The sequence below is a fragment of the Hyphomonas sp. genome, from assembly GCF_013823385.1.
Taxonomy (GTDB): Bacteria; Pseudomonadota; Alphaproteobacteria; order Caulobacterales; family Hyphomonadaceae; genus Hyphomonas.
This window is the reverse complement of record NZ_PNMA01000009.1, coordinates 24074-37027: the sequence shown is the minus strand read 5'-3', so window position 1 is coordinate 37027 and position 12954 is coordinate 24074. Positions and strand designations below refer to the sequence as shown.

The window sequence follows — 12954 nt, the reverse complement described above, 5'->3', positions numbered from 1 at the left end:
AAGGATGAGCGAAGCCGAAGGATGAAGCGGCGCGCCCTCTTATCCCCCAAAATCCCGACAAAAACCTCAACTCTTTCAACCCCTTGAAAGAAATTCCGGCCAACTTGTCCACCCCCTCTGCGGCCATGCTATTCTTCCCGGCATGGATGACACGCCCTTTCAGCCTGCGGATGACCTCGACATCCTGAACGACCTTCTGGGAAGGGCGCGGTATTTCATTCTTGGTCTGATCGGCTTTATCGACACTGCGCTGGAGCGGCTGGGCGATACTCCGCTCGATGCGCGGGCTGCCGGCTATCTGATGCGCCGCGCGCTGCTGCCTGCCGAAGCCGCCCTGCGCCGCGCCATCCTCCTGATCGCCACCAAGCTGCCGCCCCCGGCGCCTGCCCGGGCCCCTTCCAAAGCTGCCCGCCAGCCTGCAGCAGCGGCCAAGGGCAAACCGGCCGCCCCCCGCGCGCCCCTCTTCCGCATGAGCGAGCCTCAGCCGCGCCCCACACACTACCGCAAGACGGATTATCTTTCAGAAGACCTGATGCCCCGCATCACGCTGCTCACCGAGTCTGTCCTGCGCGCCCGCACGGCGCCGGCCCGGCCGCCGCCCGCGCCGCAGGATCCTGCCGCTGCCTTTCACCGCCGCTTCCAGGCGCTGCGCGCTGCCTATGACGATCCGGCCCCCTATGCCCGCCGCTGGCTCCGCCGCCGCGCGCGCTCTGCCGCCGATGCCGCCAGGGCACTGGCCCCCGTCAAGATCCCCGGCGTCAGCAGATCCCTGGGCGAAAATACCATCAGCCTCCTGAAGGAACTGACCCAGGCCGCCCGCGCCAGGGCGCTCCCCAACACATCCTGAACATCCCCGCCTCGCCAGCCGATCACCTCCCCCGCCCAGCGAGGGAGGATAAAGGCGTTTGTGCGCAAGTCAGATCGCGCAGGCATATCCCGCCCTCTCCCCTCCATCGTCACCCTCGATGGCCGTAGGCCATCTGAGGGCCCATCTCCTGAACGCTCCGCATGCGCACATCACATGTGGCGTCATCCCGGTTTCGCCGCAGGCGAAGACCGGGACCCAGACCTTCTCGCTTGCGCTGGATCCCGGGCATTTGCTTTCGCAAATCCCGGGAAGACGAAAGAGAAAGAGGCGTGTGTTTGACTGAATAGCAGCCCGCCGCCGCCAGCCTCAGCCGAGCCCGCCCTTCAGCAGGTCCAGCGCCTCGGCCGCAAACAGGCGCATGTTCGCTTCCCGGTCAGATATCCCCGTCTCCAGCGTGCGCGACACGATCACGCCGCCCGGCCCCGCCAGCGCCACGCAGGTATGCCCCGCATCGTCGCCATACATATTGCCCGTGGGCCCCGAAGCGCCCGTCTCGCACAGCCCCCAATCGGCCTCCAGCAATTCCCGGATGCGCCCGGCCAGCATCCTGGCATAAGGCTCGGTGGACGAGCGTTTGTCGCCCAGGTCTTCCCGGGTCAGCCCCAGAAGGCCGCGAAAGGCCTGCGGCGTATAGATCACCCCGCCGCCCCGGTAATAGCGCGAAGCGCCCGGCGCGGCCAGCAGGGCGGCGGAGATCAGTCCGCCAGCGGAGGATTCCGAAATCGCGACAGTCTCCCGCCGCGCCTTCAGAATGTCGCCAACCTCGGCGGCAAGGGGCAATAGTGTCTGCATGGTCTTATCGCCCCTCGCCGGCCAGCATCACTTGTTGCCGATCCATTCAAATTCCGGCTCGTCCCACCAGGGGAAGAAGCCCGGCATCCCGTCGGAAACCTTCACCGGATAGGTCGGCGTGCGCTTCTCCAGGAAGCTCATCACGCCCTCTTTCGCGTCCGGCGTCTTGCCGCGGGTATAGATGGCGGCCGAATCCACGATATGGGCCTCCATCGGATGGCTCGCGCCCAGCATCCGCCACATCATCTGCCGCGTCAGGGCGTTGGAAACCGGCGCGGTATTCTCGGCAATCTCCCTGGCCAGCGCGCGCGCTTCATTCATCAGCTCCGCATGCGGAACAACACGGGAAACCAGCCCGCCCTTCAGCGCTTCATCGGCCGGGAACACGCGGCCGGTATAGCACCATTCCAGCGCCTGCTGGATGCCCACAAGGCGCGGCAGGAACCAGCTGGAAGCGGCCTCCGGGTTGATGCCCCGGCGGTTGAACACAAAGCCAAACCGCGCCTTGTCAGACGCAATGCGGATATCCATCGGCAGCTGCATCGTCACGCCAATGCCCACCGCCGCGCCATTGATCGCGCCGATCACAGGCTTCAGGCTCTGGAAGATGCGCAGGGTCACGCGCCCGCCGCCATCACGCTGGATGTCCACCGATTCGGTCCGGCCCTTCTCGCCGTCGCCCGCGCGGGCGTCATAGTCGAACGTCTTGGCGCCCGCCGAAAGGTCGGCCCCGGCGCAGAAGGCCCGGTCGCCATGCCCGGTCACGATCACCACCTTCACGTCGTCATTGGCGTCGGTAATGTCGAAGGCCTCGATCATCTCGTACATCATGGTGCCGGTGAAGGCGTTCATATTGTCCGGGCGGTGCAGGGTGAGGGTGGCGATGCCGTCCTCGATGTCGAGAATGATTTCCTTGAATTCCTTGGGTCTGGCCATCGTCGGTCTCCTCCAGTGATGTGTTTCCCGCCCGAGAAGGCCCGCCTTCCCTAACGTCCGTCAAGCGTGCCGGGGTGCTTGACGCGAGCGCCCCCCGCGCCCCACAACAGACACGACGCATGACGAAAGATACAGGAATCGCCCGGCCATGATCCTTCGCGCCCTCGCTGCTGCTGCCGCAGCCCTCACCCTTGCCGCCAGCCCCGCTGCCGCCGAAACGGTCTACCTGACCGCCGGCCATTTCATCGACCCTGTTTCCGGCGAGACCGTGCGCGACGCCGCCTTCGTGATCGAGAACGGCGCCGTCACCCAGCGCGGCACCAGGGCCAGCCTCAAAGCCCCGCGCGGCGCCAAAACGGTCGATCTCGGCCAGGCGTATCTGATGCCCGGCTTCATCGACATGCACGTCCACCTCACCAGCGACGCGGAAGACGGCCCGTATTACTCCCTGAGCCTTTCGGATGAGCGGATGGCCATCAAGGGCGTCAAGAATGCCCGCAAGACCCTGCTCGCCGGCTTCACCACGGTCCGCAATCTCGGCGCCGAAAGCTATGGCGATGTGGCCCTGCGCGACGCCATCGAGGCGGGCGAAGTGCCCGGCCCGCGCCTTCTCGTCTCCGGCCCGCCAGTCGGAATCACCGGCGGCCACTGTTCGGATATGAACCTCCTGCCCTCAGAATACCGCCTGAAGGGCGAAGGCGTCGCCAACGGCCCCTGGGAAATGCGCGCCAAGGTCCGCGAGAACATCAAGTATGGTGTCGACCTGATCAAGACCTGCTCCACGGGCGGCGTCCTCTCCAAGGGCACGGCGCTCGGCGCCGCCCAGGGCACCATCGAAGAGATCGAAGCCATCGTCGAAGAGGCCCACGCCCGCGGCCTGAAAGTCGCCAGCCACGCCCACGGCACGGTCGGCATCCGCAACGCGATCCTCGCCGGCGTCGACACGGTCGAGCATGGCTCGATCATGGACGAGGCCACCATCCAGCTCGCCGTCGAGCATGGCACCTACCTCTCGATGGACATCTACAACACCGAATACATCCTCTCCGAAGGCGCCAAGAATGGCCTCCTGGAAGAATCGCTCGCCAAGGAACGCTCCATCTCGGCGCGCCAGCGGGCGAGCTTCTCCGCCGCCGTCAAGGCCGGCGCCAAGGTCGTGTTCGGGTCGGATGCCGGGGTCTATCCCCACGGCCTCAACGGCAACCAGTTCTCCCGCATGGTCACCTTCGGCATGACGCCGATGCAGGCCCTGCGCGCGGGCACCTCCTTCGCCGCCGAAGCCCTCGGCAGGTCCGGCGAAGTCGGCTGCGGAGACGTTGGCTGCAAGGCAGACTTCGTGGCCGTCACCGCTGATCCGCTGGCCGACATGCAACGCCTCGCCAATGTCGATTTCGTGATGAAGGGCGGCGTCGTCTACAAACAGGGCGGCGTGCCTCAGGCTTCGTCCTTCTAAGGATCACCGCCCCGTGGACTTCACGCCCTTCCCGGATGTCACCGCCCTTGCCGCCCCGGTCTTCGTGGCCTCGGTGGCCTGGGAATGGTGGGCGGTCAAAACCGGACGCGCCAGGGGCCGCTATGAAACGAAGGACGCCCTCGCCTCCATGGCGATGGGGCTCGGCAATGTCGTGGTCAACACCCTCACGGCCACCATCGCCCTCTGGATGATGATGCTCGCCTGGCCGTTCCGTATAATGACCATCCCGCTCACCTGGTGGAGCTTTGCCCTCTGCTTCGTGGCGTATGACTTCATCTATTACTGGAAACACCGCTTCGCCCACCGCATGCGCTGGTTCTGGATGGAGCATGTGACGCACCATTCCTCCCGCCACTACAACCTGACGACCGCCCTGCGCCAGCCCTGGTTCGGCCCGTTCACCGGGCTCATCCTCGTCGGCCTGCCGCTGGTCTGGCTCGGCTTCCACCCCTACGTCCTCGCTCTCGCGGGCGGGCTGAACCTCATCTACCAGTTCTGGATACATACAGAGGCGGTCGGCAAGATGCCCCGCTGGTTCGAGGCGGTGATGAACACCCCCTCCCACCACCGCGTCCACCACGCCACCAATCCGCGTTATCTGGATACGAACTATGCCGGCGTCTTCATCATCTGGGACAAGATGTTCGGCACCTTCGTGCCCGAGCGGGAGGATGACAAGCCGAGCTATGGCATCGTCAGACAGCTGACCACGCACAATCCCGTCACCATCGCCTTCCACGAACTCGGCGGCTTCCTGACCGATTGCGCCCGCGATGGCCTGCGCCCCTGGCGCTGGCTGGGCCGCGCGGTCAATGCGCCCGGCTGGAGCCCGGAGGGACGCCACAACCGCTCCGCAGAGCTCAAACAGGCCTATATCGCTGCCCATCCCGACCAGGCCGGCCAGCCCGGCTTGCCAACAGCGCGCGACTAGCCCAGCGCCACCAGTTCCCCGGCCGTGAAAACCCGCGAGCGGTTCAGAAACCGGCTCAGCCTTCGTCTATCATTGTTGCTGAACCACAAACGCCTTTCCGGCCCATTCGGCCGGGTCCACACCCTGTATGGACTGGGTCACGCGGCCTTCGGGCGTCAGGAAGGTTACCTCGACCGTGACCGGGCGGAGATCCTTCAGGCCGAAATGCACCGGTATGGCGCTCTGGGCATTGTAGCCTCCGCCCGTATGCACCAGGCGTGTGGCAAGGATGTTGCCGCTCGCGTCATAGAGGCGAACCTCAGCCCCCGGTACAACACCCAGGCCGGATTTGTTCAGCACCATGACATTCAGCGCCCGGCCGGCCGCCTTGCCGCCCAGCGTATTGCGGAACACGAAATGCCCGCCCTCCGGGCCATACCCATCGGTCAGCGACAGGTCGAGCGCGCCATCGAGATCATAATCCACCCAGATCGCGCCATGATCGCCGGCATTCATGGGGTGGTCGAGTGGCAGGATATTGGCAAACCCGCCCTTGCCGTCATTGAGATAGAGATAGTTGACCGGAACCTGCTCGCCGGGGGGCCCCTCATAGCCGACCACGAACAGATCGAGATATCCATCATTGTTGAAATCGCCCCAATCACCGCCCACGGCATGGTCAGGCTCGGCCAGGCCGAAGGTGTCGGTGACATCCTCCAACCTTCCATCGCCCGTGTTGCGATAGAGCTTGTTGGGGCCGTAATTGATGAAATAGACGTCGAGCAGGCCGTCATTGTCGAAGTCGCCAACAGCGCAGCCAACGCCGCCTTCCTGCTGTGTACGCCCGGACGTCTCGATGCCGATACTGGCGGCAACATCGGTGAAGCCCTTACCCTCATTGCGCCAGACGGCATCTTCCGCGCCGGACTGGTTTGTCAGGAAGAGGTCAATCCTGCCATCCTGATCGTAGTCAAACCAGCAGGCACCCACCGTGGGGCGCTCATCGCTCGGCCCTTCGCCCATGAAGACTTCGGTGAAGAGGCCGTCTGTATTCTGATAAAGCTTGTTCCCACCGGCGCGGTTTGCCGAATAGACATCCAGATCGCCATCATTGTCATAGTCGATCCAGTTGGTCTGGCGGGCCGATCGGCCGGGGATCGTCAGGCCGATCTCAGGCGCGACATCGGTGAACCCCTTTCCGGCCTCGTTGCGGAAAACGCGGCTGAGTTCCTGTGGCGAGGTCGCGCCGGCCATGAGGTCGGGATAGCCATCGCCATTGAAATCGCCCCAGCTCAGCCCACGGAATTCCGGACCGGACACAGGCAGGCCAAGCGCTTCGCCAACGCTGGTGAAGACGCCATTCTCCTGCCTGTAGAGCCGGATTGCACCGCCTTTGACGGAAACAGCAAGATCAAGCTGACCGTCACCGTCAAAATCGGCCCAGGCATTGGAGAGGGATCCGGCTTCCCCGAAGAGTTCCGGCTGAACCGAAACGAAGGGCAACAGGGGCCCCGCCTCTTCAGCTGCCGGGGTGGCAGCCCCGGCTTCGGCGAACTGTGGCGCTTCGGGCGTGGCCGCGCAGGCAGCCGCCAGCAGCGGAAGCAGGACGGGCAGGTATTTCAGGCGATGTTGCATGTTCTCTGTTCCGTTATCGGATTATCGATTGAGCGGGGTGCGTTCGGAAAGATTGGCTTCTACCTGATCGCGCTGCAGCCAGAGCTCGCGATACTTTCCTTCCGAGAGCATCTCCAGCTGGTCGCTGTAATGGGCGGTGCCGGGTTGGCGGGAGTTGCCATAGCTCATCAGGCCGTAAGCCTTCACGGGCGTCGAAAACTCGATCATCGCGACCCAGGTTTCCCCGTGTGTGGGCGTGCGCACGCCTTCGGCGTCCGGGTCCGACCAGGTGATCACATGGAAGGCGCCGAGGTTACCAAAGCCGCCATGGCCCGGCACATCCACATCCTCAAGGATGAAGCGCGACACCTCCCCATAGACCGGATCGATCCGCCCATATTTCTCCTTGGTCGAAGCAATTGCCTTGCGCAGCTGTTCGGTGGCGGCGGCCGGATCTTTCAGGCCGGAAGGCGTGTTGATGGGATCATCCGCAGACCAGGGCACGGCAAAGCCGGCCTGCCCCGTCATGCGCGGGCCGGTAAAGAGCTTGGCCCATTCCTCGAAGAGGACGCCCGCGCGATTATCGCTGGAAAAGGTCCGGTCCCATTCCGAGAGAAGCGCAACAGCCGCCTGCATATCCGGGTCCGGATCATTGGCGGCCGCCGCCAGCAGGTCCGGCAACACGCGGTCTGCCATCAGCGCATTGGCGGAGAGTTTCAACTCGACGAGTTCTTCAAGCGTGAGGTTTTCAGCCTCCACCATCATGCGGATGGATTCCTGAGCGCGCATGGAGAGCGGCGTGCGCGGGGCAAGATAGGGCGGGAAGTCTTCCGGCTTGTAGGCGACCGGATAGGTCGCCTCCCAGGGCGGATCGTTGGAATTCTGGATGAAGCCGGTGGCCGGATCGGTCACGCGCGGAAGGTCTTCGAAGGGGTGAACCTCCGTCCAGAGATATTCGGATGTATCGCCCGGCACGAGCCCTTGCCAGAAGGCAAGATCGCCCGAAGCCCGCTTGGGCGCGATGCCATTGAAGGTGTATTCGATATGCCCGTCCCGGTCTGCATAGGAGATGTTGAAGGTCGGCACCTGCAGGCGGCTCATCGCTGCATCGAATTCGGCGTAGCTGTCTGCGGTGACCATGTCGAAATACTGTTCCAGCATGCCGCCCCGGTCGAGGCCGGCCACCCGTAGCGCAACCGCCGTGCCATCGGGCTTGTCGAACACAGGGCCATGAACGGTGGAGCGCACGGAAACCGGCACGTCCAGCAGGCTGCCATCTTCCTGGCGCACCTTGTAGCCGGTTTCGCGCACCTCGAAGGGCAGCACCTCGCCATCGAAGAGATAGCCATTGTCTTTCAGCGAGAGTTTGTAGGTGGTGGCGCCCAGCATTCCGTTGACGGTGTTGGAGATGCCCATCTGCTGGTTGAAGGCAAAACGGATCACCGGCAGGCCGATCTGCGTGGCGCCATAGATCTCGAAATCAGGGGCGGTGAGGTGAGCCTCGTAATAGATGAAATAGCCTGTGCCCCAGGGAAGGTGCGGGTTCTGCAGCAGCATCGTGTTGCCCGATGCCGTCTTCGAACCGGCGATGGCCCATGTGTTGGAGCCCTGTTCGGAAAGCTCGGGCGGATCGCCCTCCCCCGCCACACGGCCGGGCGAGGCGACATAGATGAAATTCATCAGCCGGTGGGCATGGGCCACCACATCCACGCCGCTGACCGGCAGGACAATCGCAAGCTCAGGATCAATCGCTTCGGGATGGGCGGCCGCATAGGCATTCATGCCCTCGGCGAACGCATCGATCTTTACACGGAACTCCGGCGAGTAGGCCTCATACCATTTCTGGGCGCGGGCCGGCACGTCGTTCATCACCAGCCATCTGGCGGTCTCTTCATACTCTGCGCCCCAATATTCGGCGCCCTTGCCGCGTGCCTCGCCATAGAGGCGCAGCACCGTGTTGGCGTGGCTGGCGACCTGCGCCCAGCCATAGCCATAGAAGACTGAGTCCGCATCCGGACCATAGATATGCGGGACGCCATAGGTGTCCCAGAGGATCTCGGCCTGCTGGGGCGCCGGCTCAACTTCCCCGGCGAGCGTTGACGCGGCGTTGCCGCCGCTTGCACATCCTGCGAGCCCGAGCTGGGCCATCACCAGGAAGCCGGCCGCAGCCAACCTCATTTGTTTCATCCCTGAAATCCTCTCGATTTTTATCTGCCTGCAGAATGGATAGGGCCCGGCAGCGGTCTGCCGGGCCCTATGCTTCAAATTACCACTTATAGACGCCGCGAACGAACCAGGAGCCGCCCGTGAAACCGAAGGGCGCAAACGTGTTGTACATGTTCGATCCCGTCGTTGCACCAGGCGCTGCGATCTCCTGAGGATATTCGTTGAACACATTGTTCGCCCCGGCAAACACACTCAATGCTTCGCTGATGGCATAGCCGATTTCGAGATCAGTGATCCATGCCGGATCGACATCATAATCTGCCGCCGGGTTTGTGGCATTCTGAACGGTATAGGTGCCAAACCGCGTCGTCCGCGCATTGACCGAGAAACCGCCGAGCGTCCAGTCCAGTCCAAGGGTGATCTTGGAATCGGGAATGGCGGTGGTCAGGGCATTCTGCTTGCTCCGGTCAAAGATCACGATGCCCCCCAGAACGGAGAGCGACGCCGGGTTATCGACAATGCCGGTGATCTCGGTTTCGTTCTTGTTGTAGCCGGCCTTGAAGGCAAAATCGCCGAAACCGTCTGTCGGAAGCATATAGGTCGCCACCACATCGACACCCTCAGTGCGCGTATCAATGGCATTGGTATAGTACTGTCCGCTGATCTCGGCGGGCAGACCGTTTGCCGTCAGGATGTTCTGGATCTGCCGGCCGATGGTCGTCACCCCATCTGCCGACAACCGGGTGTCGAGCGGCGAGAAAGTGGTAGTCACTGCGATCCGGTCGTCCACATCAATGCGGTAGGCATCAATGGTAATGGCCAGATTGTTCAGCGGCGTCAGGGTGACACCGAAGCTGATATTGGTGGAAGTCTCCGGCACAAGCGGGCTCGCCCCAAGGGCGATGGCCGCCGCAGAATTGACCGGCAGGTTCTTCAGCAACAGCAATTCGTTCTCACCGTCGCCATTGAGATCGCGGAACTGGCTGGTGGTCGAGGAATAGGCCTGCTGGGCCAGCGTCGGCGCCCGGAAGCCCGTGTTATACGACGCACGTGCCGCCAGCCAGTCGGTGAGTTCATAGCGGCCATTGAGCTTGTAGATCAGTTCCTCGCCGGCATCGTCATCGAAGCTCTCGAAACGCAGGGCGCCGGACAGGAACAGCTTGTCGGTCGCGCTCCAGCCAAGTTCGCCGTAGACGGACAGGTTGTTGCGTTCAACAGATCCGGCATCATCCGGACGGAAGCCGGGGGTGGCCTGCGAGCCTGGCGTCTGCAACTGGCCAGCGAAGGGTTGACCCACCGGGCGGACATAGGTGCCGGCGGCCCAGCTGGCTTCTTCGCCTTCTTCGATCTCATACTTCTCAAGACGGTGCTGGAAGCCGAAAGACACCTGCAGTTCACCGGAGCTGCCCAGGTCATAGGGGCGGGTCGCGTCAAACGCGTTGACCCATTCAGACGAGATCAGCCGGCCGACTTCAAAATGCGTCGGGCTCGCCGGGCCGAGGCTGGCATTCAGGCCGTTGTCATTCTCCCAGTCGGTAATGTCGATGCCGTAATTGGACGAGAGATCCCAGTTCCATTCGCCATAGCTGCCGCGCACGCCCCCGGCGATTTCGAAATCGTCTTCATAGATCGTCAGACGCGGGCTGAAGCCGTTGGGATAGAGTTCCGGCAGCGAGGCAATATTGTTGGGCGCGCGATAGGACCAGTCGAGCACGGAGGTTCGGGCGCCATAAGTGCCGAAGCCGTAAAGCTCCAGCCCATTGACCTCATAGCCGAGGTTCACGCCGAAGGTGTGGGAGGTCTGCGGGAAGGCGCCATAGTTTTTCGTCACGAGACGGTCAATCGTCGCCTCGCGGGGATCGCGCACACCGCCCGGCAGCAGCGGATAGAGGTTCACCGTGTCGGCAATCGGCACGGCGCGGTTGGACGCGTTGCGGTCCATATAGCTGTAGGAGAAATGTGCAAAGCCGGACTCGCCGATGGCATATCCCTGGTTGAGCGAGCCGGTGAGGAACTCCCCGTCCGAACGGTCGAAATTCTCGCCGAAGCTGACCGAGGCTTCACCGCCTTCGGGGCTGTCTTTCAGGATGATGTTGATGACACCGGCAATCGCGTCAGACCCATACTGGGCTGCCGCGCCATCGCGCAGCACTTCGATGCGCGCAATCGCCGAAGACGGGATCATGTTGAGATCAACGCCCGCAGCGCCGTTATAGAGCGAGGAGACCGAGTTGATCAGCGCCGTCTTGTGGCGGCGCTTGCCGTTGACGAGGACGAGGGTGTGGTCCGGGTTCAAGCCACGCAGGCCGCCGGTCGCGATAACCGTGGCCGTGCCCCCGCCTGCGCGGGTCGGCAGGTTGAAGGAGGGCACCAGATAGCGCAGGGATTCAAACACGCCCGTCGGGCTGCCCTGCTGAATATCATCGGCCGAGAACACATCGATCGGTGTCGGGCTGTCGATGATCGAGCGCGGCGCGCCGCGAACACCGGTCACAATGACCGTTTCCTGGACGCTGACGCTATCTTCTGCGGGGCTACTTGCCCGTGCCGGTGCGGGTTGCGGCGCCGTGGTCGCCGCCTGCGCCATCACTAAAGGGCGGGCCGGGCTGCGGCCCTCCTCGACCGAGGCGAGTTTGAGCGTAAGGGCGCCGCTTTCATGCGTCTGAGCGGTCAGGCCCGTGCCGGTCAGCAGATTGTTGAGCGCCTGCTCAGGCGGAAAAACGCCCTGGACCGCAGCAGACGTCTTGCCATTCACGAGTTCGACAGGCGCCACGATCACCATGTGTGACTGTTCGGAATACTTCACCAGCGCTTTGGCCAGCGACTGGGATTCGATTTCAAATGCTGCCGGCGAACTGGTGGCGATCTGGGCGGAGGCCGCCGCGAACTGCAAAGCAGTCATCGAGACCGCGCTCGCCAGGCTGACCCGGAGAAGTGGAGGAAGCGTCTTGCGCATGGAATTGTAACCCCGATATGGGCGCCCCCTGCAGGCAGCCCTCATAAGTGAGGACGAGCGTGCGATGCCAATTATCCAAAATAAATGAGGTTCTGCGTTGAATGTTTCTTACACATGCCGGGATATGCGCAGGTTTTAAGCAGAGCTCACCCAACTTTTAAGCGCGTCTGGGGGGTTGGCGGCGTCACGAACCGCTCAGGATGATCCTGGTGGGGTCGGCATAATCCGCCCTGAGACCATAGGTGACCTCAAGGCCCGCGGCGAACTGATCAATCTTCTCGACACTGAAGGCGGCCGTCATCCGCAGGTCGCCGATACGTTCATCTTTGAGGATGATCTGCCGCCGGCTGTAGCGATTGGCGTCCGACACGATCTCGGCGAGGCTCGCATCCTCATAGGTCAGCCATCCCCGCCGCCAGGGCGCCGCCTCCGCCGGCTCTATGGCGCCGAGGGTGGCCTCGACAGACCCGATGCGGGCGACGACTTCATCTCCCGCCTGCAGCACGTTCTTCTCGATCACCTGGCGTGAAGCCTCCGCCTGCGCGGGCGTCTCGGCCTGAAGCACTTCGACGATCCCCTCCACCACGGCCACTCTTACGGTGTCAGGGCCCTGGCGCACATCGAAACGTGTTCCCACCACGCGGATCAGGCGGTCCCCGGCTTCAACATAAAATGGACGCTCAGGATCAGGCGCCACATCAAAGAAGGCTTCCCCCTCCTGCAGTTTCACGATCCGCATCGTGTCGGTAAATGCCGGTTCGATGCGCGAGCGGGCACCGAGGGTCACGATGCTGCCATCGGCCAGATGAATATCGCGGATTTCCGCAATCATCGTTTCATACGCCGGATCAGCCACCGGCGAGGAACCGGGCGAAGCCCCGCGCAATCCCACGAATGCGCCGCCCAGCACCACCACTATCAGGGCAAGGGCCGTGATCAGCTGCTGGGGACGATGAACGCGCGGACGCTGGCCCGGCGGCAGCTTCGGCGCTGCGGCGATGTCGACATCGCCCAGCTCCGGGATCAGCGCCAGATCGCTCATCAATCTTTCATAGCGGCGGAACGCCAGCAAGTGCGCCCGGTCTGCCGCAAGCCAGGCATCAAACTCCGCGACCTTCTCCGGCCGGGCATCGCCGGAATGCAGGTAGACCGCCCAACTGCGGGCGGCAGCCTCTATCCCGTTTCCCTTGCGGTTGTCCTCAGTCACGTCAGATAGCCCATCCCTGGCCGGTTGGTAT

At 63.3% G+C, this 12954-nt stretch carries 9 protein-coding genes; 3 read left to right on the top strand and 6 right to left on the bottom strand.

Annotated features, from left to right (window positions below; all coding sequences use genetic code 11):
- The first annotated feature begins 142 nt into the window (after nucleotides 1–142).
- Nucleotides 143–847 carry a hypothetical protein gene (locus C0456_RS07545; RefSeq protein WP_291050208.1) on the top strand — a complete coding sequence of 235 codons (705 nt, stop codon included), beginning with the start codon at nucleotides 143–145 and terminating at the stop codon, nucleotides 845–847.
- A 327-nt stretch (nucleotides 848–1174) separates the two neighbouring features.
- On the opposite strand, the gene C0456_RS07540 is transcribed toward C0456_RS07545, so the two are convergent.
- Both C0456_RS07540 and C0456_RS07535 read right to left on the bottom strand, forming a co-directional pair.
- Nucleotides 1175–1660 carry a CinA family protein gene (locus C0456_RS07540; protein ID WP_291050206.1) on the bottom strand — a complete coding sequence of 162 codons (486 nt, stop codon included), beginning with the start codon at nucleotides 1658–1660 and terminating at the stop codon, nucleotides 1175–1177.
- Nucleotides 1661–1687: 27 nt separating this feature from the next.
- Nucleotides 1688–2596, bottom strand: a complete 909-nt coding sequence (locus tag C0456_RS07535; protein ID WP_291050204.1) for a crotonase/enoyl-CoA hydratase family protein — start codon at nucleotides 2594–2596, stop codon at nucleotides 1688–1690.
- Between the two features lie 148 nt (nucleotides 2597–2744).
- On the opposite strand from C0456_RS07535, the gene C0456_RS07530 reads away from it, so the two are divergent.
- Complete coding sequence (locus C0456_RS07530; RefSeq protein WP_291050201.1) at nucleotides 2745–4049, top strand: amidohydrolase family protein; 1305 nt, start codon at nucleotides 2745–2747, stop codon at nucleotides 4047–4049.
- Between the two features lie 13 nt (nucleotides 4050–4062).
- Nucleotides 4063–5001, top strand: a complete 939-nt coding sequence (locus C0456_RS07525; RefSeq protein WP_291050199.1) for a sterol desaturase family protein — start codon at nucleotides 4063–4065, stop codon at nucleotides 4999–5001.
- A 69-nt stretch (nucleotides 5002–5070) separates the two neighbouring features.
- On the opposite strand, the gene C0456_RS07520 is transcribed toward C0456_RS07525, so the two are convergent.
- The 4 genes from C0456_RS07520 to C0456_RS07505 all read right to left on the bottom strand — a co-directional run bounded on the left by C0456_RS07520 (nucleotide 5071) and on the right by C0456_RS07505 (nucleotide 12923).
- Nucleotides 5071–6615 (bottom strand): CRTAC1 family protein, encoded by a 1545-nt coding sequence (locus C0456_RS07520; protein ID WP_291050197.1) that lies wholly within the window; start codon nucleotides 6613–6615, stop codon nucleotides 5071–5073.
- 21 nt (nucleotides 6616–6636) lie between these two features.
- On the bottom strand, nucleotides 6637–8772 hold the full coding sequence (locus C0456_RS07515; RefSeq protein ID WP_291050195.1) for an acylase: 2136 nt from the start codon (nucleotides 8770–8772) through the stop codon (nucleotides 6637–6639).
- A gap of 88 nt (nucleotides 8773–8860) precedes the next feature.
- The gene (locus C0456_RS07510; RefSeq protein WP_291050194.1) at nucleotides 8861–11716 is read right to left on the bottom strand and encodes a TonB-dependent receptor; all 2856 of its coding nucleotides are present in this window, start codon (nucleotides 11714–11716) and stop codon (nucleotides 8861–8863) included.
- A gap of 184 nt (nucleotides 11717–11900) precedes the next feature.
- Nucleotides 11901–12923 (bottom strand): FecR domain-containing protein, encoded by a 1023-nt coding sequence (locus C0456_RS07505; protein WP_291050192.1) that lies wholly within the window; start codon nucleotides 12921–12923, stop codon nucleotides 11901–11903.
- Nucleotides 12924–12954 lie beyond the last annotated feature (31 nt).